Origin of the sequence: Izhakiella capsodis, assembly GCF_900115045.1 — a bacterium.
GTDB lineage: Bacteria > Pseudomonadota > Gammaproteobacteria > Enterobacterales > Enterobacteriaceae > Izhakiella > Izhakiella capsodis.
In genome coordinates this window covers 39620-63279 of record NZ_FOVC01000007.1, presented here as the reverse complement: position 1 = coordinate 63279, position 23660 = coordinate 39620, and the positions used below count along the sequence as shown (strand labels likewise).

19 protein-coding genes are annotated in these 23660 nt (G+C 52.0%); 6 read left to right on the top strand and 13 right to left on the bottom strand.

Going from position 1 to position 23660, the window contains the following annotated elements; genetic code table 11:
• Positions 1-7: 7 nt before the first annotated feature.
• Positions 8-1948, bottom strand: coding sequence for a 3D-(3,5/4)-trihydroxycyclohexane-1,2-dione acylhydrolase (decyclizing) (gene iolD, locus BM191_RS11070; RefSeq protein ID WP_092878129.1), 1941 nt, complete (start codon positions 1946-1948; stop codon positions 8-10).
• Between the two features lie 513 nt (positions 1949-2461).
• Between iolD and BM191_RS11065 the strand changes: the two genes are divergently transcribed.
• Together BM191_RS11065 and BM191_RS11060 are read left to right on the top strand one after the other, a co-directional pair.
• On the top strand, positions 2462-4381 hold the full coding sequence (locus BM191_RS11065) for a bifunctional 5-dehydro-2-deoxygluconokinase/5-dehydro-2-deoxyphosphogluconate aldolase (protein ID WP_092878127.1): 1920 nt from the start codon (positions 2462-2464) through the stop codon (positions 4379-4381).
• A gap of 227 nt (positions 4382-4608) precedes the next feature.
• Positions 4609-5460 carry a MurR/RpiR family transcriptional regulator gene (locus tag BM191_RS11060; RefSeq protein ID WP_092878125.1) on the top strand — a complete coding sequence of 284 codons (852 nt, stop codon included), beginning with the start codon at positions 4609-4611 and terminating at the stop codon, positions 5458-5460.
• Positions 5461-5663: 203 nt separating this feature from the next.
• Here BM191_RS11060 and iolB read toward each other — a convergent pair whose 3' ends face one another.
• The gene (gene iolB / locus BM191_RS11055; protein WP_092878123.1) at positions 5664-6485 is read right to left on the bottom strand and encodes a 5-deoxy-glucuronate isomerase; all 822 of its coding nucleotides are present in this window, start codon (positions 6483-6485) and stop codon (positions 5664-5666) included.
• Between the two features lie 22 nt (positions 6486-6507).
• Entirely contained in the window at positions 6508-8013 is a 1506-nt protein-coding gene (locus BM191_RS11050; RefSeq protein ID WP_092878121.1) for a CoA-acylating methylmalonate-semialdehyde dehydrogenase, read from the bottom strand.
• A 362-nt stretch (positions 8014-8375) separates the two neighbouring features.
• Between BM191_RS11050 and BM191_RS16565 the strand changes: the two genes are divergently transcribed.
• On the top strand, positions 8376-8648 hold the full coding sequence (locus BM191_RS16565; RefSeq protein ID WP_143088821.1) for a hypothetical protein: 273 nt from the start codon (positions 8376-8378) through the stop codon (positions 8646-8648).
• Positions 8649-8740: 92 nt separating this feature from the next.
• Here BM191_RS16565 and BM191_RS11045 read toward each other — a convergent pair whose 3' ends face one another.
• From BM191_RS11045 to BM191_RS11025, 5 genes are read right to left on the bottom strand one after another with little or no spacing between them, the layout of a single operon-like run.
• A complete protein-coding gene (locus tag BM191_RS11045) occupies positions 8741-9052 on the bottom strand; it encodes a PTS lactose/cellobiose transporter subunit IIA (RefSeq protein ID WP_177203329.1) in 312 nt (103 codons plus the stop codon).
• Between the two features lies 1 nt (position 9053).
• Positions 9054-9365: a PTS sugar transporter subunit IIB gene (locus BM191_RS11040; protein WP_092878119.1), complete on the bottom strand. Its 312-nt coding sequence runs from the start codon at positions 9363-9365 to the stop codon at positions 9054-9056.
• Position 9366: 1 nt separating this feature from the next.
• Entirely contained in the window at positions 9367-10827 is a 1461-nt protein-coding gene (locus BM191_RS11035; protein ID WP_092878117.1) for a M17 family metallopeptidase, read from the bottom strand.
• Positions 10820-11791, bottom strand: a complete 972-nt coding sequence (locus BM191_RS11030; RefSeq protein ID WP_092878115.1) for a N(4)-(beta-N-acetylglucosaminyl)-L-asparaginase — start codon at positions 11789-11791, stop codon at positions 10820-10822. Before BM191_RS11030 ends, BM191_RS11035 begins: the two co-directional genes overlap by 8 nt.
• 31 nt (positions 11792-11822) lie before the next feature.
• Positions 11823-13103 carry a PTS sugar transporter subunit IIC gene (locus tag BM191_RS11025; protein ID WP_092878113.1) on the bottom strand — a complete coding sequence of 427 codons (1281 nt, stop codon included), beginning with the start codon at positions 13101-13103 and terminating at the stop codon, positions 11823-11825.
• Between the two features lie 168 nt (positions 13104-13271).
• Here BM191_RS11025 and BM191_RS11020 point away from each other — a divergent pair, with 168 nt between their 5' ends.
• Together BM191_RS11020 and proP are read left to right on the top strand one after the other, a co-directional pair.
• Complete coding sequence (locus BM191_RS11020) at positions 13272-14132, top strand: hypothetical protein (RefSeq protein ID WP_092878111.1); 861 nt, start codon at positions 13272-13274, stop codon at positions 14130-14132.
• 625 nt (positions 14133-14757) lie between these two features.
• Positions 14758-16263: a glycine betaine/L-proline transporter ProP gene (proP, locus tag BM191_RS11015; protein WP_092878109.1), complete on the top strand. Its 1506-nt coding sequence runs from the start codon at positions 14758-14760 to the stop codon at positions 16261-16263.
• A gap of 836 nt (positions 16264-17099) precedes the next feature.
• On the opposite strand, the gene BM191_RS11010 is transcribed toward proP, so the two are convergent.
• The 5 genes from BM191_RS11010 to BM191_RS10995 form a co-directional block, all read right to left on the bottom strand.
• Positions 17100-18059 (bottom strand): chemotaxis protein, encoded by a 960-nt coding sequence (locus BM191_RS11010; protein WP_092878107.1) that lies wholly within the window; start codon positions 18057-18059, stop codon positions 17100-17102.
• A gap of 492 nt (positions 18060-18551) precedes the next feature.
• Complete coding sequence (locus BM191_RS11005; protein WP_092878328.1) at positions 18552-19715, bottom strand: MFS transporter; 1164 nt, start codon at positions 19713-19715, stop codon at positions 18552-18554.
• Between the two features lie 178 nt (positions 19716-19893).
• Positions 19894-20067, bottom strand: coding sequence for an ROK family protein (locus tag BM191_RS16560; protein WP_143088820.1), 174 nt, complete (start codon positions 20065-20067; stop codon positions 19894-19896).
• A gap of 4 nt (positions 20068-20071) precedes the next feature.
• Positions 20072-20449 carry a hypothetical protein gene (locus BM191_RS11000; protein WP_092878105.1) on the bottom strand — a complete coding sequence of 126 codons (378 nt, stop codon included), beginning with the start codon at positions 20447-20449 and terminating at the stop codon, positions 20072-20074.
• A 254-nt stretch (positions 20450-20703) separates the two neighbouring features.
• Positions 20704-21888, bottom strand: coding sequence for a BaiN/RdsA family NAD(P)/FAD-dependent oxidoreductase (locus tag BM191_RS10995; protein WP_092878103.1), 1185 nt, complete (start codon positions 21886-21888; stop codon positions 20704-20706).
• A gap of 238 nt (positions 21889-22126) precedes the next feature.
• Here BM191_RS10995 and pitA point away from each other — a divergent pair, with 238 nt between their 5' ends.
• On the top strand, positions 22127-23626 hold the full coding sequence (gene pitA / locus BM191_RS10990) for an inorganic phosphate transporter PitA (RefSeq protein WP_092878101.1): 1500 nt from the start codon (positions 22127-22129) through the stop codon (positions 23624-23626).
• The last annotated feature ends 34 nt before the right edge of the window (positions 23627-23660 follow it).

The following is a 23660-nucleotide window of genomic DNA, read 5'->3' as shown; positions in this document are numbered from 1 at the left end:
GACCTGTTTAATATTTACGTGCCTTATCAATATGTTCATTGAGTATGCGTGCAACGTCATTAATGCGTTCAGATTCAGATATCTGAGCGACACCAACACGCCACCAGCTCAGGTAGTTATGTACCATCGTCTTTGGCAGCACCTTCACATCAATTAATGTTGAAAAAGGAGAGTGGCGTGACTCTTCCAGCGCCTGCCCCAGCTGCTCAAGAGTCGTAACTTGCCATGTTTGACAGCCGTACCCGGCGGCGACCGCAGCAAAATCTATTGGGATCAGGCCGCCGTCTAACCTGGAGGTTTGGGTATTACGAAAGCGAAATTCTGTGGTGAAGCTGCCCATACCGTGACCAATTTGCAGGTTATTAATGCAGCCGTTAGCCATATTATCGAACAGTATGACGTTGATTTTGGCGTTTTCCTGAAGAGAGGTCACCAGCTCCGAGTGCAACATCATGAATGCGCCATCGCCCACCAGGGCGTAGACCTCTCGCTGTGGCTCTGCCAGTTTCACACCAAGGGCTGCATTCACTTCATAACCCATGCAGGAGTAGCCGTACTCGACGTGATAGCTGTTGTAAGCTTTGGTGCGCCATGTGCGTTGCAAGTCGCCCGGCAGGCTACCTGCAGCACCAACAATAATCGAGTCGGCAGGCAGGCGTTCATTAATCATACCCAGTACGCTACTTTGCGTGAGAAAGGAGTGGGTGAGGCGATTAAATTCCGCAAAGACAGCGTCACGATCTAGCGCATCGTCAATTTCAGGCACGTAGCCCTCGCTGCCATAGGTCGCCTGAAAGACGCGCTCAGTTTCCAACCGCTGTTTATCCTGCGCCTGCTCAATCATAGATCCCCAATCGCTGTGAAAATTGCTATCGAGTAATCTTGATTCCAGCGCGCTTATGGCTTCTCGTGCATCGGCAACCAGCTGAACGGCATCCAGCTTGTAAGCATCAAATCGACTGACGTTAATATTGAGATAGTCGACCTGGGGGTGCTGGAACAGCCATTTCGAGGCGGTGGTAAAATCGGTATAGCGCGTACCAATGCCGATGATCAAATCGGCTTCTTTTGCCAGCATATTGGCAGACAGGCAACCGGTTTCCCCCAAGCCACCAACATTGAGCGGATGATCTGAAATAACAGTACCCTTACCTGCCTGGGTCTCTGCAAACGGGATCTGAAAACGCTCGGCGAACTGACACAGTGCCTGACCGGCTTCAGAATATTTCACCCCGCCGCCGCAGATAATCAGCGGTTTTTGCTTTCTGCCTAGCAGCTCAGCTGCCTGCGCCAGCTGACTTTCAGTCGGTAAGCGGCGATCAAGAAGGTGGACGCGTTTTCGGAAAAAATATTCAGGGAAATCCCAGGCTTCACCCTGAACATCCTGCGGCAGGCAGAGAGTGACTGCCCCCGTCTCCGCCGGATCGGTTAAAACGCGTAGCGCATTGATACATGCCGTCATCAGCTGTTCCGGACGGCTAATCCGGTCCCAGTATTTACTGACAGCCCGAAAAGCATCGTTGGTGCTGATACTTAAATCCTGGCTCAGCTCAATCTGTTGCAGCACGGGATCTGGCTGGCGCGTGGCAAACACATCACCAGGCAGCAACAGCAAAGGTATGCGGTTAGCCGTAGCGGTTGCAGCTGCGGTAAGCATATTGGCCGCCCCTGGTCCTACAGAGGAAGTACAGGCGATAATTTCCCGCCGCAGTTTTTGCTTAGCAAACCCCAGTGCGGCATGCGCCATTCCCTGCTCATTACGCCCTTGATATACCACTAAATTACCGCGATCCTGCTCCAGCGCTTGCCCCAGCCCAAGCACATTTCCGTGACCGAAAATAGCAAAAATACCTTTGATGAATTGATGCTCGACTCCGTCAACTGACAGATACTGTTTATTGAGGAATTTGACCAACGCCTGAGCGGTGGTTAAACGGATGGTGCTCATAATAACGTCCTTAGCTTTCTTGCTCGCCATGCGACCGGTAAGTGCGTCATGCTGACGTTATTACGCCAGCTTGAGATCACAGGAACAGATGAAACATGTCGAGATTATAAACAAATTTTTTTTTCACTAAATACGATTACAGAATTAACATTTCATTATGCGAGAGAGATCGCATATCAGACGCCAAACGAACCACCCCACTAAAATACGATCGCTGTGAAGACAACAGCATCCACTCATTAACAATGCAGGATAACCACCAGCCAGACAGGGCTAAAAACAGTAAGGTGGACGGAGAGCGTACAGGCAGAGACAGTGTTGGTTAGACGATAAAATCAAAGATGAATAGCACAACGATCAAGAGTTTTATCTGGCTCACAGTTCCAGCCATTTAATTTCATTTTCAATTGAAAGTGAAATTTTTATTTCTTATGATCAGGTTAAATTTACAACGATTGGATCGTCGGCGACAGGCTCAGCTGAGTCCACTAATCACTGAAAGGAATAACTGATATGCAAAAACAAGTTTCACAGCTTGACGTGATTTGTATTGGTCGTATTGCCGTTGATCTTTATGGTCAGCAGGTCGGCGCCAGACTGGAGGATGCCAGCTCATTTGCCAAATATCTTGGTGGTTCTTCCGGAAATGTGGCTTACGGTACCGCAATTCAGGGTTTAAAATCCGGGATGCTCGGGCGCGTCGGCGACGAACATATGGGGCGTTTCTTACGTCAGGAGTTGCAGCGGGCGGGCGTCGATACGCGCTGCTTATTTACCGATAAAGAGCGGCTCACCGGGCTGGTTATCCTCGGCATTAAAGATCAGGAAACTTTTCCGCTTATTTTCTATCGCGAGAAGTGCGCCGATATGGGGCTTGTGCCGGAAGACATTCACGAAGACTACATCGCCTCCTCACGTGCTGTGGCAGTCACCGGCACTCACTTGTCCCACCGAGATACGCGCGCTGCCGTGCTTAAGGCGTTGAAAATTGCGCGTCATCACAACCTGAGAACAGCACTGGATATCGATTACCGACCGGTATTATGGGGTTTAACTTCACTTGGCGATGGCGAGACGCGCTACATCGAATCCGAACGTGTTACTGCCGAACTTCAGGAAGTATTGCACTCTTTTGACTTGATCGTTGGAACGGAAGAGGAATTTCATATTGCTGGCGGCAGCACTGATACCCTGGCGGCGTTAAGAGAAGTACGCAAAGTGACGTCGGCAACGCTGGTCTGCAAACGCGGAGCGCTAGGCTGTGTCGTGCTGGAAGGAGATATTCCGCAACGCTGGGATGAAACAAAACTGCACAGTGGTGTGCGCGTTGAAGTGCTAAACGTGCTGGGCGCCGGCGATGCTTTCATGTCCGGGTTGCTGCGCGGCTGGCTCAACGACGAAGGTTGGGAGCAAGCCTGTCGCTATGCAAATGCCTGCGGCGCGTTGGTGGTATCTCGCCACGGCTGCGCACCAGCCATGCCAACCAAAGAGGAACTTGATGACTACCTTAGTCGGGCAGCATCCGTCCCACACCCTGACCGCGATCCCCGTCTTAATCATTTGCATCGTGTGACCACTCGCAGGCAGAGCTGGCCTGAACTGTGCGTTTTTGCCTTTGATCACCGTAAACAACTGGTAGACATCGCACAGCAGGCAGGCGCCGATACGGCACGAATACCCGAGCTTAAAATGCTCTTGCTACGCGCTGCGCAAGAGACAGCCGAAGCGACTGGTCTGCAAGGACGCAGCGGTATCCTCGCTGATACAACCTACGGACAGGCGGCGCTGAATGCCATAAGCGGTAAAGGATGGTGGATTGGCCGCCCTGTTGAATCTCCTGGCTCCCATCCGCTGCGCCTGGAACATGGCAATGTCGGCTCTCAGCTGATTGACTGGCCGTTGGAACAGGTGGTGAAATGCCTGGTTTTCTATCATCCTCATGATGGCGAAGCAGTTTGCAAGCAACAAGATGAGCTGATACTGGATATCTGGCGCAGCTGTAATAAATCCGGTCACGAGCTTCTGCTGGAGATAATATTGTCGCCAAAGCAGGCCGATCAAAAAGAGTCTTACTATCTGGATATTATGCGCCACTTCTATGCTCTCGGCGTCCAGCCCGACTGGTGGAAATTGCCGCCGCTTTCTGCCGCCTGCTGGCGCGATGCAGGCAGTTTAATCGAGCAGGAAGATCCCCACTGTCGGGGTATTTTGCTACTGGGCCTGGATGCACCGGAGGAGTCGCTCAAGGCTGGCTTTGCCGCCGCCGCCGATGCACCCTGGGTAAAAGGTTTTGCCGTGGGACGAACCATATTCGGCCAACCTTCGCGGGAATGGCTGCTAGGCAAGCTGGATGATGAGGCGTTGGTAAATCAGGTCAAGAATAATTATCAAACGCTGATTAACTACTGGCGTGAAGTTCGCCCGGCAACCTGACGCCAGTGAAAACGCCCCCTTAGCAGGGGCGTTTGCGTTCTTTTCTCGTATATCTTCGCAGGCCGCTTCTCTCCCGTACACTGCAACCAGGCGTATACCCATGCTGCCAGACAGCTGATATCGCAATGAAATAGATCGGATTAACTATGGATTAAAATGAAATTTTTATTCATTTTGGTAAAGTATGTCCTCTCGTATGCCCCATTCCTATTTAGCGAGTTAAAGCAATGAGCACTCCTAATCCTACACAGCTGACTTTGTTGCAGGACGAAATCCGTCGCCGTTACGAAACGCTCAGTAAGCGATTGAAACAGGTGGCGCGCTACATTCTCGATAACAGCAATAGCATCGCTTTTGACACCGTCGCCTCTATTGCACAGCAAGCGGACGTCCCCCCCTCCACGCTGATACGCTTCTCCAATACGTTCGGATTTAGCGGTTTCAACGAAATGAAACACGTTTTTCGCCAGCACCTGATGGAAGAAACCGCCAGCTATACTGAACGAGCGCGGCTCTTTCGTCAGACAGCAGCCAATGACACCAGCACGCCTGAAAGCCCGGCGGAAATACTCAATGTGTTCACTATGGTTAACTCTCAGGCATTGCAGCAGCTGGCGATGCAAACCAATCCAGAGCAGCTGAAACGCGCCGTGTCGTTGCTGGCCGCCGCGGAAAATATCTATGTCATTGGTCTGCGCCGCTCGTTCAGCGTCGCATCGTACCTCACCTACGCTCTGCGTCATCTTGAACGCCGGGCGTTTCTGCTTGACGGCCTGGGCGGCATGTTTGCTGAACAACTGAGCATGGTTAATCCAAAAGATGTGGTTATTGCGATTAGTTACTCACCTTATGCCCGCGAAGCTGTAGAGCTGGTAGAGCTGGGTGCCAGACGTGGAGCACAGCTGATTGCCATCACTGACAGTCAGGTTAGTCCGCTGGCCGCCTTTAGCGACGTCTGTTTTGTTGTTCGTGAGGCACAGGTGGATGGTTTTCGATCGCAGGTCGCCTCGCTCTGCCTGACACAGACGCTGGCAGTATCACTGGCGCTTAATAACGCCAGCGATGCCAATAATAAATAATTTACGTAAGGCATTCGCCGCTGCTGAGGGCGTGCAAGACTCTGCATTTGTTGTGTGAGGCGTCTTACCCGATACTGTCCACAACCACACCTGGCAACATAACAGTGAAAAAGCAGGTCAGAGAAGACCTGCTTTCAGAATGAATGAAACTTGTCTGTGTAGAAATTCAGTCAGAGAACTATAACCCTCTGAATAGCTCGTCTTTATGACTGACGCGGATAATCGGCGCTGTTGATCCAGGCATGATCCTTTTCCCAGGTAAATTTCCACAGTCTTACCGGACCCGCCATAACGTTGAGATAATAGTTGTTATAGCCCGCCAGCGTCGCTACAGGATGATAGCCGCGCGGCACCCTCACCACGTCCTGGTTATAGGGTGCCATACATTCATCCAGTGAACGATCGTCGGTATAAACTCGCTGCATAGCAAAGCCCTGAGGCGGATCAAAACGATGATAATACGTCTCTTCCAGATAGGTTTCATCTGCACTATCGTGCTTATCATGTTTATGGCTTGGATAAGAGCTACTATCACCTTCATCGGTATAAACCTCTACCACAAGCAAGCTGTCAGCGGGCTGGCTGTCCGGTAAAATGTTATGTACCAGGCGCTTATTGCGCCCCTTACCACGCCGCTCAACGCCAACATCATCAGGTGCGATTAAACGGACAGGCAAGCCGCCCCCGGTTGAAGGCGCACTACATACCGCCAGCTCCAGATCGGAATCAGCGACCACCTCTACACTCTCCGCCGCAGGAACGTACACCGACCACGGAGGCGTACGCTCGAAAGGGGATAAACGTTTACCGATACCGCTAAACTCCGCATGACGGGTTTTAACCGAAGCCAGACCAGCTACCAGCACCAGGCAAAGCTCTTTATCACCGCTTTCCAGAGTGAGGCGCTGCCCCCTGCTTAGCTGATAGACGGCAAAGCCTACATAGCGCCATTCTGCGTTCTCCGGCGTAATTTGCTGAATGCAACCGTTGGTGTCAGGCGGCTGGCGCTTAGACAGTAAAGACATTCGCTTGCTCCTTTTGGCCCGTTTATCCGAGCGTCGGCATACTAAATTCAGAGGCGATATGCTCACCTGCTGGCCAGCGAGCGGTTGCGGTCTTCATCCGCGTATAGAAGCGAACACCGTCCGGACCGTGTACGTTAAGCGCGCCAAAGACCGAACGCTTCCAGCCTCCGAAGCTATGGAAGGCCATCGGCACCGGAACCGGTATATTGACGCCCACCATTCCCGCTTCAACATCCTGCACAAAGCTACGTGCAGTGTGCCCGTCGCTGGTAAAGATGGCGCTGCCATTGCCAAACTCATGACTGTTAACCAGTTGCAGCGCGCTCTGATAATCAGCGGCGCGCATGATACTCAGTACGGGACCAAAGATTTCCTCACGCCAGATGGTCATTTCTGGCGTAACGTGATCAAACAGGGTACCGCCAACATAGTAACCATTATCATAGCCAGCAACTTTATAGTTTCGCCCGTCAATGATCAGCGTAGCGCCCTCCTGCTCGCCTTTATCAATGTAGCCCAGCACTTTTTTCTGATGAGCCGCGGAAACCACTGGTCCCATCTCATTTTCAGCATCGCCGCGATGTTTACCCGGACCAACCTGCAGCGCTTTGATCATCGGCTTCAGGCGCTCGATTAAGGTATCCGCGGTTTCCTCTCCAACGGCGACCACGACGGGCAGCGCCATGCAGCGTTCACCGGCAGATCCAAAGGCTCCCCCCATAATTGCATTGATGGTCGCATCAAGGTCGGCGTCGGGCATGACAATGGCATGATTTTTCGCCGCGCCAAACGCCTGTACACGCTTACCGTGGGCACTTGCCGTTTTATAGATATGCTCCGCCACGCCCGAAGAGCCAACGAAACTAACCGCCGCGATACGCGGGTCCTGATAAAGCTGCTCAGCATTCTGGTTAGAGCAGTGAACCACATTAAAGACACCATCTGGCAGACCTGCCTCTGTGAGCAATTCAGCCATACGCACCGCCGCAGAAGGATCAAGCGCTGGCGGTTTAAGTACAAAGGTATTGCCACAGGCCAAAGCAACAGGGAACATCCACATTGGCACCATCGCCGGGAAGTTAAACGGGGTAATGCCCGCGACCACACCCACTGGCTGCATCAGAGAGTAGCTATCAACGCCAGTGCCGACGTTAGCTGAATACTCACCTTTAATCAGATGCGGGATACCACAGGCAAATTCCACCACCTCCATACCGCGGGTCAACTCACCCTGTGCATCAGACCAGACCTTACCATGTTCGCTGACAATCAGCTCCGCGAGCTCGTCCCGATGCTTCTCCAGCAGTGCATTAAAGTTGAACAGCACGCGGGCGCGACGCAGTGGCGAGGTACGCGACCAGCCGTGAAACGCCTCCTGAGCAACGGCAATCGCTTGGGAAACCTCTTCTGATGAACTTTGCGTCAATTCACGAATGACGTTACCCGTCGCCGGGTCGTAAACCGGAATAGTTTCCTTAGTGGCGCTGAAGGTGGTTTTACCCGCGATGAAATTTCCAGTGATTTGCATGTTGTTGCCTCTGTCAAGTGAGAGGTCCTTATCAGCCGCGCTAAAATACAGGCCGACCGGACAAAATATCTGCATCACAAAACAGTATAATAATGGAATATTATTTTCAAATAATGACGTTTGAAAAATTTATTTTTATCGAGGATGATCGCATTTTCTTCATCACCTTAACGTTCAGGCGACAATTTGATAGGGTTTGACGAGAATAACCGCGCCTGGAGTTGCATCTCAGCTGTTGCATTTTTCCAGGGCTTCCAAAAAAGTGGTATTTCGCCATGAATGAGAGATGAAATAAATATTCCTTCCATGACCGGTTTCCCGCAGCCGGTCTTATTACGTCGCTACCGGTAATGACGCTTTCCATGTCATTCAGTCGGACGCCGGCAGTCGTGTGGCAAATACGGGCGCAGCGCTGCGCAGATAACCCTCTGCACGCCAGCAAAGCGGATAACGTCCCCACCTGCAGGCCGCTAAGGGCGGGCAACAAGTCTATAAACGCAGTATCAGTCACCAGCGCACTTTCCAGATCCAGTGGCGGCTCTGCACGCTATCTGCCTGCCCGCCAGAGAAAAGACAATGGTTATCAACTGGATAGCATCGACTCAAAGCAAATGATGGCCAGGGCCATGCGGTGATGGCGATTGATCGCGTTGGGATATAACAACCGGACAAGCATGAAGGCGCCGCTTACAGCGCCAGGGCGTAAGCGGTGCCGTATCGTATGCGATCAGCGGTCGATCTTCTGATGCAGCATGATAATTTCCTTTCCCAGCTCCACCAGCATAATCGCATTCATCAGGTGATCCTGGGCGTGTACCATAATCAGGTGAACCGGAATTTTACCGCTACCTTCGTCCTCACCAATCAGGCGCGTTTGCACCGCGTGCGCCTCAGATAGCGAATCCTGAGCCTGCTGCATCAGCATACCGGCCTGCTTAAAGTCGCCGTCTTCACGCGCACAGCGGATAGCCTGAAAAACCAGGCTACGGGCATAGCCGGAGTTAGTGATTAACTCCATAACGTCATTTTCCAGATCCACATCAGACCTCTTCTATCAGTGCTAATGCCTGATCCAGCACCTTGTCACCTTTCAGGGTGCCGTAAGCCATCATGTCAATACAGGCGACCTTTTTGCCGTGCTCATCCGCGATCTTTTGACATTCCGGTAGCTTGTAGCGTATCTGCGGTCCCAGCAATGCCACGTCAAATTCGTCGACGCACATTTTGTAATCGTTGACTGATTTAGCCGTAATCTCGACTAATAACCCGCGCGCCTCTGCGGCCGCCTGCATCTTTTTTACCATCAGACTGGTGGACATGCCCAGGTCGCAAATCAATAGGATTTTTTTCATTTCAGTTCTCCATATCTTCAAGCAAATGCTGAACTAACAGCGGCACAGGACGGCCAGACGCAACGCTATAACCTTTTTCACGCCAAAGCGCCGTACCGCTGATGTCCAGGTGCGCCCAGGGCGTATTGTCCGGGCAAAAACGGCTGAGGAACCAGGCCGCTGACGTGCTTATCGCGGCGTTATTGGTAGGGGTATTGCAGTAATCGGCAATGTGACTTTTTATCTGGCCATCAAAACGCGCATCAAGCGGCAGCGACCAGACTTCGTCAGCACAGCGCTGACCCGCCAGCGTCAGAGCATGGCGCAAATTTTCATCCTGTGTCATCAGGCCGGACAGCTCATAGCCCAACGCTTTTACTACGGCACCGGTCAACGTCGCGAGATCGATAACGTAGCGCGCCGGCTGCCCGTTGACGATCATCCGACTCGCCCAAGCGATGCCATCAGCCAGCACCAGTCGCCCTTCAGCATCCGTATTATTTATTTCAACGCTGTAGCCGGCATAACTCATGGCGACGTCGCCAGGGCGCATCGCCGCTGGACCTATCATATTCTCCGCCAGCGCCAGCACCCCAACCACTGGCCGCGCAAGCTGCAACTCGGCGGCCGCCACCAGCAGCCCCAGGACGTTCGCCGCGCCGCACATGTCGTACTTCATGGTGTACATACCGTCACCGCTTTTCAGCCAGTGGCCCCCCGTATCAAAGGTAATGCCTTTGCCTACGTATGCGGCAAACGGCACCTTCTCTTTTCCGGCATAGCGAATCACCACCAGCCGTGGTGGGTTGTTCCCCCCTTTGCCTACCGCATGTAACAGCCCCAGCCCATGCTGCTGGATCTGTATTTCATCCAACACCTCGCAACTCAGGCTGGGATAGTCAGAAATCAGGGTTTTAACCTCGCTGGCAACATAGGCGGGTGTGCAGCAATCACTGGGCATATCCGCCAGACGGCGGGCAATATTCATCCCCTTTGCCCCGGCATATGCCTGGCGCAGCAGCGCACTGAAATGGGCCTGCTGCTGCACCTGGCAGCAGAATATCAGTCGCGATACGCGCACCAACTTTCGGTCATCGTCTCGCGTCTTCAGCCCAAGATCTTGTAGCTGATAATCCAGGTTAAATAGAAAGTGGAACAGCGCCAGCGCATTAGCCTCATGCGTCAGCAAGCCACAGTCAATAACCAGGCACGCTGCCGTGCTCTTTGACAGTAGCGGCCGCAAAGCATCGATTAGCCGGTTTGCCTGCTGGTGCTGCCAGAGCACCGAAGGCAGTAGAGTCAGACGGCCAAACGGCTCACAGCCATAAGAAGTATCCGCCATCTGCTCCTCATCCGTGCGCATAGCTTGCAGCAGCCATTCAGGCACACCCAGCGATGGTGGCAAAACACTTTGCGGATAGCTAATCAAGTGGGTAGCGCTATCAACAGGGCAGCGTTCAGTACAGAGTTGGTATTCAATCATAGCGGACCTCCTCCATCACAATGGGCGCCCGGATGCGTGCGGCATAGTCATTCATCCATGTCTCGTCAGCCGGAACATAACGGGTAGTATTCAGATGACGTTCGGCCAGATAAACCGTCGGTGGCTGGGCTTCGCTGGCCACCACGAACGAAAAATTACTGATGTTGGTCGATGCGCCAAACATGCCATCCGCATTCATGCAAACGACAGAAAGGTCACCAACGCGCCCAAAGCGCGACATCAGGCGATCTTCGAGTTCAAATACGACCGAATCCGCCGCCTGTTGCGGCGGCATTCCCTGAGCCATTCGCCGAACAATTTCGTAGCTGGTACACCCTTTCATCAGGTCTTCACCTACGCCGGTTGCTGTCGCCGCACCGATCTGGCTGTCGCAATAAAAACCGGAGCCGATAACTGGCGAATCACCCAGGCGTCCGCGACGTTTCATAAATAACCCACTGGTTGAGGTTGCCACGCTCATTGAGCCATATTTGTCCCGGGAGATAATGCCAACCGTGTCATGTCCGTCATAAGGACTTAGCCCCTTGTCGATAGTCTGCTGGCAGCGCTTACGATAATGCTGCAACGCACGTTCGGTCAGCATCTTTCTCGCACTGAATCCCTGGCTGAGCGCCCACTCACGGGCGCCCTGACCGACCAGTACGCTATTAAAACGCTCGCGACTGAGCGCCTGTGCGACCCGTACCGGATTGGCGATATCTATCAGGCTACCTACTGCGCCAAACGCCAGACTATCGCCGTCCATGAAGGCAGCGTCCAGCTCTACATCGCCATTCTCAGTTGGTAAACCGCCATAGCCCACGGATTTATAGAGTGGAAAGTCCTCCACCTCGACGACCGCATCGACGACGGTCTGAGTGGCTAAAGCCCCCTGAGACAACATCTGACTTGCGGTGACTACGCCTTCCAGCGCCATACGCCATGTTGCGATCATTCCCCACATATTTTGCTCCTGCATTGCGGATCCAGGTTGATTAAGCCACTTCTGACGCCTGATATTGCTTATCGAGCACTTTCAGGAAGGGCAAATATAGCAGCGCGCCGATGAGCAAATTGGTCAGCTGCATCAGGCTGCCACTGAGGTGGGCGGTAACAATGAAGCCACTGATTACTGGCGGCAGCGTCCAGGGAATGAATACACCGGTGGTGACCGCAACCATGCCAATCTTCATCGCCACGTATTGGACGGTAACCAGCACTAAAGGCACTAGATTGAAAGGGATAAGCATGATGGGATTCATAATGATCGGCAGGCCAAACAGGATGGGCTCATTAATATTGAAGCACGAAGCCACGGCCCCCAGGCGAGCCACTTCACGGACGCTTTTACTGCGAGCAAAAATCAGCATAGCGATGACCAGCGAAAGGGTGGTCCCGGCCCCTCCCATCCAGATCATGTCAAAAAACTGCTCGGTGATCACATGGGGCGGTACGTGCCCGGCTTGTAACGCCGCCAGATTATCGGTTTGATTCTGCATCCAGAGCGGACGGATAATTCCGTTGACCATCGAGCCGGAGTTGATACCCACCGACCACAAAATGGTAATGCTTAATACCGTCAGCAGCGCGCCTATGTAAGAAGTACCAAAGTGGCGAATCGGTAGAGCAACCACATCATAAATAAACTGATGGATAGTCTGATAGCTGGTATGGGCAAAACCAATGCGGATAGCCAGCGCCAGCACGATAACAACCAACCCAGGGATCAGCGCCGCAAAGGATTCCTGTACCGCTGGCGGAACACCTTCAGGCATTTTAATGACCAGATGCTTACGCTTCAGATAGCAAAACAGTTCGGTCCATAATATTGAACCGATCATTGAGACAAACAGACCTTTACTCCCGATCCATTCGGTGGGGATAGCCATCACGTTGCCAGCCGCATCGAGGGTGATGAACGGCGTCAGAATTAAGAAACAGACCAGCGCCAGAATCCCACAGGAAACAGCGTCTTCTTCATATTGTTCCGCCAGGCGATAAGCGACCAGGAAGCTAATAAACAGCGACATGGTAGCGAATACTGCGTTAAACGGTATCTCGATGATGCTGTTCCAGCTCTTGCCAAACAGCACAGCCATAAAGTGCTGGTAACCTGAATAGGGAAATGACGAGATAATCAGCAATACGGAACCAACAATGATAAAGGGCATGAAAGAGATGTAGGCATTGCGAATCGCACAGAGATGTTTTTGCTGTGCCACTCTGGCCGCCAACGGCATGAGCCTGGCCTCCAGAAATCCCAATACGTTATTCATGCTTAACTCCCCGCTAAGACGATAATGGAAACGACGCTGTGCAACCTGGCCCGATTATCGGGGAATGAATGTCATAGAAAGGTGAATTAGCTCACAACACGGTAGAAAACGATAAAATATCTCACTAGATTGGATATCATTTATCTATGGTTTACCGGAGAGAAACTGATGGAAATTAAGCTGCATGCTAACGCCACAACGACACCGCGAATTCGCAAGTATATCCAGCAGTCCGATAAAAGCGATCGTCAGCTGGCTAAGGAACTAAGTATCTCCGTTGCGACGGTGAGACGCTGGCGATACAGGGAAAATGTCGCCGATCGAAACACCGCACCGCTCGCCTCGCGCAAAGTGCTAAATCCTCAGCAAAGTGCGCTAATCAACTGGCTGAGACAAACTCTCTCAATACCGCTGGATGAACTACTGTTAATGGTCAATCTGGGGATGGGGCTGTCGGTTTCTCGCGCAGGTCTCGATCGCTATCTGACTCGCGTGATTGATAAATGCCCGGGTAAAACGCTGCGCGGCAAAAAGGCCAGCAAAGCAGGGTTGCGCCCAACGCATCTGCGCCTGCACTATCAACGGATTAACCTCCTGCCGGACGACGGTGGCGAATGGCATCTGCTATGGGCGCTGGAGCCGGTAAGCGGCTGGGTAATGGCTCAGGCCTTCGCCGGCGTGTCTGCGCATCTGGTCGTCAGCTGGCTGAGTCAGCTGCTTGATGATGCCCCCTGCGATATACAATCTATTGAGACTGAGAATAAAAAACTGTTTGGCTACCAGGATGCTAAAGAGCAGCCTTTACAGCTCTGGGCCGACCGCAACGCGCTGAAGATTCACTGCGACGAAAGCGCCGACAGTGACGTTGCGCTGAGAATGGATATCCGGTTGAGCACGCTAGCACCCTCAGCAGAAGGTCACGATCTCAACCAGGTCATCGCGCATTTTTGTCAGCATTACAATCACCACTGGCGCCAAAAAAAACTGGGCAATCTCTCTCCTTACGACTATGCACAGGCTCATCGCTAAAGCGAAGGCCAGCATCTAATGACGCCAGTTCGGTTAAGCGTTGGTCGCCGGGGTCAGAACAATAATCACTGATACCCGGCGACTGTTTGATGCAACTTTGGCAGCAGAGACGATTAACATTAAGGCAAAGCTTAAAACCAGCTCTGCAAAGGTAACCGACAGTGAAAAGATGAGGCACAGGCTCAAACATCCGACGCTATTTATCCTGAAAAATAGCAGCGAGTGTTGTCACAGCTTAGCCGATCAACCCTGCATGTCACACACCACCGCAAAGACGCAATTTTTCACTATACTGAACCTTGCGAACCACTTTCACGCCAGTCGCGTGCTAGTGTAAAAACATTTATTAACAATAGGTTATGCGAATAATCAGAGCCATCATCCCACACCAAAATCGGCTTTAAAAGCCGCAGCTAATTGTTAAACTCTGATCTATCAGGCTGAGAAATTACACAAACTGGAAGGAAAACGTTAAGATAACCCTCTGCTGACTCGATTAATTAGATATAAATAATGTCCTTCAAGTCCGTTACTGGCATAAGTCAAAAGATTTTTTTTTTGCTGCTTTTATCAGGACTTGCGAGGCGGGTAAGTTTCACAGGATTAGAACTACAGGGTGTTTGATATGAAGCTACGTAGGAAGCGTGTTAAACCGATTGGGTTAAAAGATATAACAATTATCGACGATACGAAATTGCGAAAAGCCATTACCGCCGCAGCGCTGGGCAATGCAATGGAGTGGTTCGACTTTGGTGTATACGGCTTTGTTGCTTACGCGCTCGGCCAGGTTTTTTTCCCCGATGCCAGCCCAGGCGTGCAGATGGTTGCCGCATTGGCCACATTCTCAGTACCATTTTTAATTCGCCCGCTGGGTGGTATGTTTTTCGGTGCTCTCGGCGATCGCTACGGCCGTCAGAAAATTCTCGCTATCACCATCGTTATCATGTCTATCAGTACCTTCGCCATCGGCCTGATCCCTTCTTATGCCTCAATTGGCATTTGGGCGCCGATTCTATTACTGATAGCCAAAATGGCGCAGGGATTTTCAGTTGGCGGTGAATATACCGGCGCATCAATATTCGTTGCCGAGTACTCACCGGACCGAAAACGTGGCTTCCTTGGTAGCTGGCTCGATTTCGGTTCGATCGCCGGCTTCGTGCTAGGTGCTGGTGTTGTCGTGATGATCTCCGCCATCGTTGGTCAGGATAAGTTTCTCGACTGGGGCTGGCGCATTCCGTTCTTCATTGCACTGCCACTCGGCTTGATCGGACTCTATTTGCGGCACGCGCTGGAAGAGACTCCGGCTTTCCAGCAGCATGTCGAAAAGCTGGAACAGGGTGATCGTGAAGGGCTAGCTGTCGGTCCTCAGGTTTCATTTAAAGAGGTGGCCACCAAACACTGGCGTAGTCTTCTGACCTGCGTAGGTCTGGTCATTGCGACCAACGTGACCTATTACATGCTGCTTACCTACATGCCGAGCTATCTTTCGCACAACTTGCACTACAGCGAAGATCACGGCGTGTTGATCATCATTGCTATTATGATAGGTATGCTGTTCGTCCAGCCAGTCATGGGGCTGATGAGTGATAAATTTGGCCGTCGTCCCTTCGTAATCTTCGGTAGCATCGCCCTGTTCATTCTGTCGATCCCCTGTTTTATGCTGATTAACAGCAATGTTCTGGGGTTAATATTTGTTGGCCTGCTGCTTCTGGCGATTGTACTTAACGCTTTCACGGGCGTCATGGCCGCTACGTTGCCAGCCATGTTCCCGACGCATATCCGTTATAGTGCTCTGGCCAGTGCTTTCAATATTTCCGTGCTCATCGCTGGCCTGACACCGACAGCGGCGGCATGGTTGGTTGAAGCCACCAATAATCTCTATATGCCAGCGTATTATCTGATGGTCATTGCGGTTATTGGTCTGGCCACCGGCCTTCTGATGAAAGAGACCGCTAATAAACCGCTGCGCGGCGCCGCCCCTGCGGCTTCTGATATGCAAGAAGCTCGGGAAATCCTGCAGGAACACCACGACAATATCGAAAATAAAATTGAAGATATTGATGCGCAGATAAGCGAACTGGAAGCCAAACGTAAGAATCTGGTGCAGCAGCACCCGACAATCAACGAGTAATTTTCTCCCAATCCCCCGGCTATCGGGGGATTTTTTTGCCCGGCGATCGCAAATCTATGATCCAACTATGCCTGACTAAAATGACGACTCAGAGCGGAAGATGCTGACACCCAATACGCAGCACGTTATCCGGCAATGGAACCCCGTTAAGACGCCGCGCCGCAATAAGTTACACCACAAATTGATCCTATGCGCCATAATGAAGTGAGCGATCACTTACAATTGGAGTGTTCATTTCCTTGAGTCATGGTTTTATTGAACGGGTATTCTGCCACCGATCTTTTTCAGGCATCTGTTGAGGTGAGTGAGCGGGATTGTTTGGCGCTCCCTCAGCTACGGCGATGCATTAATAGCCTACGTCAAATTGCCGATGAAAAGCCTGAACACACGCCACCCTGCTTAGGAATTTATGCTACAGAGATTCATTCCGCCGACCACGGGGATACAAGCGGTGCAGCAAATACGCGGTAATCCGAAAGAGAAAGTAAATATTATACGAAAATAGAGTGAATACTCACTAACAATACTGAGCCTGTTCTGCAACTCATTAAGAGATTAGCGCACAGACGTGAGGCTGCGGAAATTAACCAGGTCTGCTACTAGAGCCATACAAACGCTGTTGCGGTGGCTTGAGGTAGTAATCGCTTACTTCTATTTCATTCAAAATGATAAAAACCAATTGCTTAACGTTGTCAGCCATCGCCTTAGTGATTAATAAAGACGCCGTTTGCAGCTAACTGGCCGCTCGAAGCTTGTCTGCGCCTGACAAATAAAGCCAGGCGAAAGCGCTCTGCGTCGCCAATAACCCTCTGCCGCGCATAACCACAGGTTTCTGATCAGGGTTGAAGTACCGACTTAATCGCATCATACAACTCGTTAATTTCAAATTTAGCCACGTATCCATCCGCCCGCACTTTACGAATATGCTCTTCGTTTGCGCTGCCGGTAAGCGACGAATGTATAATCACCGGGGTACCGGCTAACGCTTTGTCGCCCTTGATGCTGCGCGTCAGGGTAAAGCCATCCATCTCCGGCATTTCTATGTCCGTCAGCACCAGCGCGATCTTATTACTGATCGGCTCGCCAGTTTCCAGAGACGCCCTGGCAATCTGCTGAATATGCTTCCAGGCCTCAAGGCCCGTGGTATGCATGATAGCGGGCAGTTTCATCACCTCCATCGCCCTCTCCAGCATCTGACGCGCGACTTTTGAATCTTCAGCCACGATGACACTGGCACCAGGCCTGATACTGATCGTTCTATCCTGCTGAACTTTAGTTTCATGTACTTCACGGGTGGAGGGGATGATCTCATGCAAAACCTGTTCAACGTCGAGGATCTGCACCAACCCTTTTTCACCGGAAAGACGCTCCAGCGAGGCAATACTGGTTACATATTTAGCATTCAGCGCCATCTCTGAGGGGTGAACCTGGCTCCATTCGAGACGAACGATATCATCCACAGACTCAATCGCGAAGGCCTGCGTGCTGCGGGCATATTCAGTGACCAGCAGCAAATTATGGCCGGTTTCGGGAACACAACCAGCAACCGCAGCAAGATCAATGACAGGGATAATCTGCCCGCGAATACTGGTCATTCCAAGTAGCGGTGCCGTCATGCCCGCGGCTCTGGTAATTTCCGGCATCGGCATAATTTCTCGCAGTTTAAATACGTTGATACCGTACAGCTCTGAAACGCCTTTCGCCGCCTCAACCCCCAGCCTGAACAGCAGCAGTTCAAATTTATTGGTCAGCGCCAGATTGGCGCGCTCGTCGATGTCTCGTTGGATATTATCCATGCCGGTCTCTCTGATTTTATCGTTGCGAAAACGCCTACCGTTAACCACCCCAACCGATGATCACTGCGTATAAGGCAGGGTTAAAGTTACTATCGGCGCGCCGGAGAAAAAAAAGAGGGGAATGACACAAAAAAACAGTGGTTCGCGCCACAGCACGTTACGCCAGCGGGCGAATGAGTCTGACAAACTACTTCATCCGCAGTGAACGGACGCGTCAGTCGAGCCGGCAAGTCTGCCAGACGTACACATCACGCTCTGCGTTTGTGCGTGCGCTAAAAGATTAAGTCATTACTGGTAAGCAAGGTCCCGTCAGGCGAATTTCTGGGCCTCGAACGGAAACTCTCCTCTGATATCAACGCCTGGCTAACTGACAGCGGCGCGGGATACATAAGGATCTGTGCTCGCAGGGCGATCTGTTACCAGCAGCAGTTCACTGTTGAGAACGATTCGCGCTGCGTTTAACGTTATCTTATTCGCTATGACGTTAGTGCTCTAATTCGTCTGATAGCGCAGCGTCAACGCCGCGACGGCAATCAGTGCAAAACCCGCGGCCAGCAGCGTGAAAGCGATTTGAAAATTGGTATAGTGCGCTATCCAGCCAAGGATAGCCGGGCCGCCGAGTACGCCAAAATAGCCAAGCGTGGTGACGACAGCGACAGACAGGTTAACCGGCATCCCTTTTTCCTGCCCGGCCAGAGTCACGAGTATTGGAACAATATTGGCCGCGCCAATGCCGATTAAAGCGAACCCCCATAGCGATATTATCCAGTCCGGAGCCAACACGACCAGCAGGTAGCCAGCCATCGCCAGCACCCCACCGCCAACCAGTACCGTTTTACGTCCCAGACGCTCCACGAGCGCATCGCCGGTCAGGCGCAATACAGACATGGCAATTGAAAATACAGCAAAACTCCAGCCAGCGTTGCGCACATCCAGACCGCGCTCTGTCGTCATAAAGATGCCGCTCCAGTCGATGACCGCCCCTTCAGCCATAAAAGAAAGCATCGTCATTAACGCCAGTAAAATTAGGGTGAAGCCAGGCCGAAAGCGACCAGTAGATGTTGCTGCCGTCATATGATGGTTGCCAAATCTCAGCAACCCGGAAGACGTCAGCAGCAGCACCAGCGCAGTAACCGTAATTGTTAACAGGGTGCTGGTTAACGGTGTAAGGCCAACGCGGAACAGCAAAGCACCGCCGGCAGAACCGGCAATGCCGCCAATACTCCACAGGCAGTGAAACCCCGACATCAAAGGCTTGCCGGACATCTGCTCAACGATAGCGCCCTGTACGTTCATCGCGACCTCAGTCAGTCCGATACCCATGCCAAAAATAAACAGTGCGAGACCAAGCTGCCAAAGCTCATCTGCAGTCGCCAGTACCGGCAATAACAGGCAGTAAAGTAAAGTTGCAACGAAAATAATCGTCCGACAGCCGAAGCGGCCGACCAGCGGGCCTGCAACGGACATAGAGACCAGCGACCCGGCACCAAGGCAGAGCAACAGCGCACCAAGCTGGTTTGCTTCTGCACCCGTTCGCTGTTGAACGAAGGGCACAAGCGCTGCCCATAACCCCACTGCCATACCGACGATAAAAAATACCGCTCGCGTAGCCAGCGCTCCGGATACCACTTTCTTGCCAGAGCTAACTTTACTCATTTTTAACTGCCTCCAGAGGTCAATAAAGCTACTTTTTAAAATGATTTTAATTACTGAAAACGATAATTCCTGACGGGCAAAACTCAAGCGGAAAAATTAATTTTCCTGCAAATTCAGAAGGCTGAGGCTGCGCTGTATCAGGTCAGCCATTCCATACAGATAGGGGCGCTGAACTCATTCAGGCAGATGTCGCTGGGCAATACGCTGGTGTAAGCATGGTTCCGTGCAATAGCTGACCGTTTACCACCAGACCACAGCCAATGCAAAAAACCTCATGACAATGAATATACGCCACCGGATCGGAGTCCGGAGAGCAGTGACGCCGATACAGCCCACAGACCGCATGACTCATAGCGTTATCCGCGCGAACATGACACCCCCGTTTGCTGACTCAGCGTCTGCGCTATCTTTAAGCCGCTAAAGGAGGAAATATCGTTGGATAGCACCGTGCCATCGGCCACCCCCCCTGACACGCCAGCGCCAATTGCGCGAATATTCGGCCAACGTTTAAGCGCTAAAGTAACGCTGGCGTAAAAAGCTTCTGGTTGTTGCTGCTGAACGTCTCCCCGATCCTCTGACCGTCGTCCGCCCGTTGCAGAGAACAATGCGCGCACGATACGGGCCGAAGAGTCGTTGCCCTCAGCATAGAAGCAAAGCAGAGAATAACAATCGGGATTCAAAGCATAACGTAGCGCTGGACGCCCGCCACGAAAAGCTTCAGGCGCCCGGATCATCACCTCCTGATGCGCGCAAAGGGCGTTAACAACGCTGCCAAAGCTGGCGCTGCACAGACCAGTCTTGCCGCCAGTTCAGACTGGAGCACAAAACCCAGTCTGTGCAGCGTTGCAATAATCGCCAGTCTATGCTGGCGTCTGATGTTGTGAATGTGGGATGTCATCGATATCAGCATTGAGAGATCATGACGGCGGTATACATAGAGTTATCTTAACCCAGCCGGTGGCGTCCAGATTCGCCGTGGTCTGCAGTATCACAACGCCTGAGCGCAGGCCCAAGCCGAACTCCAGGCCCACTGGAAGTTATAGCCCCCCAACCAACCGGTTACGTCGACCACCTCACCAATAAAGTAGAGGCCAGGAACGCTTGCCGCTTCCATCGTTTTCGAGGAGAGCGCATGGGTATCCACGCCACCGAGAGTCACCTCCGCCGTACGATATCCTTCGGTGCCATTAGGTTGGATTCGCCACTGATGCAGCGTTGCCGTTAGCGCTGCCTGCTGCTTTCTATTAAGCTGTTTCAGGCTGACATCCGGTATGATCTCAAGCTGTTGTAATATCTCGACCAGCCGTTTAGGCAGCACTTTCGTCAGGCAGTTTTTCAGGCTGAGATTGCGCTGCGCCTGGCGCTCGTTGTTAATTAGCGCATCCAGTGATTGCTGGGGAGAAAGATCAATGCTGATATGTTCGCCAGGCTGCCAGAAGCTGGAGAGCTGAAGCACCGCAGGGCCAGAAAGACCGCGATGGGTAAATAGCAGCGCCTCATTGAAAACGGTGCCGTCTTCCGCAGTCAGGCGCGATGGCAGCGAAACGCCTGAAAGAGTTTGCAACTGCGTCAGTAATGGCTTGTGCAAAGTAAAAGGCACCAGCGCAGCGCGTGTAGGCAGCACCTTCAGACCGAACTGTTCCGCAAGACGATAGCCGAACGGCGAGGCCCCTAATCCTGGCATCGACAGACCACCGCTGGCGACCACCAATTTGGGCGCACAAACCCGACTATCGTTCAGCACCAGCTCATAATTCTCTGCGATTTTCTCCACGGCGGAGATATCACTGCGCAAACGCAAAATAACCTGACCCACTTCACATTCGTTCAACAGCATATCGACAATTTGCTGCGCCGACTCGTCACAGAACAGCTGACCGAGCGTCTTTTCATGCCACGGGATCTGGTGGCGATTAACCAGGCCGATAAAATCCCACTGGGTATAGCGCGCCAGTGCAGATTTGCAGAAATGCGGATTGGCAGACAGGTAAGCGCCTGGCTGCGTATAAAGATTAGTGAAATTACAGCGGCCGCCGCCCGACATCAGAATTTTACGCCCGGCTTTTTTGCCGTTATCAAGGAGCAGAACACGTAGACCTTTCTGTCCCGCCTGAGCGGCACAAAACAGACCTGCCGCACCTGCACCAATAATAATGACATCAAACTTTTGCACGCAATTTCTGCCCGACGATAAAAAGAGGCTGATTGTAAAAGGTTGCCGCTACGGTTACCAGTGGCAATAATGCCATCACTGACCAGGCCAAATAATATTCTGTTTAATAACCGCTTTATGCCCTGATGACGATATAAATATCAAAACATAACAAAAATAAGTCCATATTTTCCTTTCCCAATGTGGCTTTGTCACCGATAATGCGCCGCGTTCATTTCCTCCAAAATGGCTTAACGTTATGCTTCATCTTTTTGCTGGTCTTGATTTTCATACTGCCCTGTTGCTGGTACTGGCCCTTATTTTTGTTCTTCTGTACGAAGCAATTAATGGCTTCCATGATACGGCTAATGCAGTTGCGACAGTGATCTATACCCGCGCAATGCGTGCGCGGTTGGCAGTGGGCATGGCCGGACTGTTTAACTTCTTTGGCGTGCTGCTCGGCGGACTAAGCGTCGCCTACGCCATCGTACATTTGCTGCCAACCGATTTATTGTTGAACGTCAGTTCAGCACAGGGGCTGGCGATGGTATTCTCGCTGTTACTGGCGGCGATTATCTGGAACTTTGGTACCTGGTATCTGGGTCTGCCCGCCTCAAGCTCTCACACCCTTATCGGTTCGATCATCGGAATTGGTCTCACCAACGCAATCGTTAATCACACCTCTATTATTGATGCGCTGAATATTCCGAAAATGATCGAAATCTTTCTGGCGCTGATCATTTCACCGCTGGTAGGCCTGGTGCTGGCAGGATTGCTAATCTTTCTGCTGCGTCGCTACTGGAGCGGCACCAAAAAGCGTGCGCGCATTCATATGACACCAGCCGATCGTGAAAAGATTGATGGCAAAAAAAAGCCGCCTTTCTGGACGCGTATTGCGCTGATTGTATCCGCTATTGGCGTTAGCTACTCTCACGGTGCCAACGACGGACAAAAAGGAATTGGTTTGATCATGCTGGTGTTGATCGGTATTGCGCCAGCAGGCTTCGTAGTCAACATGAACGCCACAGGCTACGACATCATGCGGACCCGCGATGCGGTAAATCATCTACAGCAGTTTTATCAGCAAAATGATAACGTGCTGAAACAGTTAGTGGCGCTGTCTCCACCGGCCGTCCCCACGCCGGAAGAAAAGCCTGGTGATCCTCACAGCTTCCATTGCAATAGCGCAAACGCTATGCACTCCATTGAGCGCGCCCAGCAGTTGCTGACGAATCTGAAAAACTACGATCAGCTCAGCGTCGCTCAGCGTAGCCAGTTGCGTCGTATCATGATGTGCATTTCTGATGCGACGGAGAAGACCACCAGTCTGCCCGGCGTCAGCAGTGATGATGTGCGCTATTTGAAAAAGCTAAAAAGTGATCTACTCAGCACCATTGAATACGCGCCGATTTGGATTATTGTCGCTGTTGCGCTGGCACTCTCACTCGGTACGCTGATCGGCTGGCGTCGGGTAGCAACAACCATTGGTGAAAAAATCGGTAAGAATGGCATGACCTATGCCCAGGGCATGTCGGCACAGATGACCTCCGCACTGTCGATAGGTATCGCCAGCTATACCGGGATGCCGGTATCTACCACCCACGTACTCTCGTCCTCAGTCGCCGGGACCATGCTGGTAGACAGCGGCGGTTTACAGGGCAAAACGGTTAAAAATATTTTGATGGCCTGGATACTGACCCTACCGGTCTGCATCCTGCTGTCAGGCGTGCTCTACTGGCTGGCCCTTAAGCTGGTATAACAGGCAGGCCGGGCTTTCCCGGCCTGCTTTTTTG

What these genes read in the sequence shown, in the direction of transcription:
- iolD (WP_092878129.1), bottom strand. Translation starts at nt 1,948, where the DNA reads ATGAGCACCATCCGTTTAACCACCGCTCAGGCGTTGGTCAAATTCCTC.
- BM191_RS11065 (WP_092878127.1), top strand. Translation starts at nt 2,462, where the DNA reads ATGCAAAAACAAGTTTCACAGCTTGACGTGATTTGTATTGGTCGTATT.
- BM191_RS11060 (WP_092878125.1), top strand. Translation starts at nt 4,609, where the DNA reads ATGAGCACTCCTAATCCTACACAGCTGACTTTGTTGCAGGACGAAATC.
- iolB (WP_092878123.1), bottom strand. Translation starts at nt 6,485, where the DNA reads ATGTCTTTACTGTCTAAGCGCCAGCCGCCTGACACCAACGGTTGCATT.
- BM191_RS11050 (WP_092878121.1), bottom strand. Translation starts at nt 8,013, where the DNA reads ATGCAAATCACTGGAAATTTCATCGCGGGTAAAACCACCTTCAGCGCC.
- BM191_RS16565 (WP_143088821.1), top strand. Translation starts at nt 8,376, where the DNA reads ATGTCATTCAGTCGGACGCCGGCAGTCGTGTGGCAAATACGGGCGCAG.
- BM191_RS11040 (WP_092878119.1), bottom strand. Translation starts at nt 9,365, where the DNA reads ATGAAAAAAATCCTATTGATTTGCGACCTGGGCATGTCCACCAGTCTG.
- BM191_RS11035 (WP_092878117.1), bottom strand. Translation starts at nt 10,827, where the DNA reads ATGATTGAATACCAACTCTGTACTGAACGCTGCCCTGTTGATAGCGCT.
- BM191_RS11030 (WP_092878115.1), bottom strand. Translation starts at nt 11,791, where the DNA reads ATGTGGGGAATGATCGCAACATGGCGTATGGCGCTGGAAGGCGTAGTC.
- BM191_RS11025 (WP_092878113.1), bottom strand. Translation starts at nt 13,103, where the DNA reads ATGAATAACGTATTGGGATTTCTGGAGGCCAGGCTCATGCCGTTGGCG.
- BM191_RS11020 (WP_092878111.1), top strand. Translation starts at nt 13,272, where the DNA reads ATGGAAATTAAGCTGCATGCTAACGCCACAACGACACCGCGAATTCGC.
- proP (WP_092878109.1), top strand. Translation starts at nt 14,758, where the DNA reads ATGAAGCTACGTAGGAAGCGTGTTAAACCGATTGGGTTAAAAGATATA.
- BM191_RS11010 (WP_092878107.1), bottom strand. Translation starts at nt 18,059, where the DNA reads ATGGATAATATCCAACGAGACATCGACGAGCGCGCCAATCTGGCGCTG.
- BM191_RS11005 (WP_092878328.1), bottom strand. Translation starts at nt 19,715, where the DNA reads ATGAGTAAAGTTAGCTCTGGCAAGAAAGTGGTATCCGGAGCGCTGGCT.
- BM191_RS16560 (WP_143088820.1), bottom strand. Translation starts at nt 20,067, where the DNA reads ATGAGTCATGCGGTCTGTGGGCTGTATCGGCGTCACTGCTCTCCGGAC.
- BM191_RS11000 (WP_092878105.1), bottom strand. Translation starts at nt 20,449, where the DNA reads ATGATCCGGGCGCCTGAAGCTTTTCGTGGCGGGCGTCCAGCGCTACGT.
- pitA (WP_092878101.1), top strand. Translation starts at nt 22,127, where the DNA reads ATGCTTCATCTTTTTGCTGGTCTTGATTTTCATACTGCCCTGTTGCTG.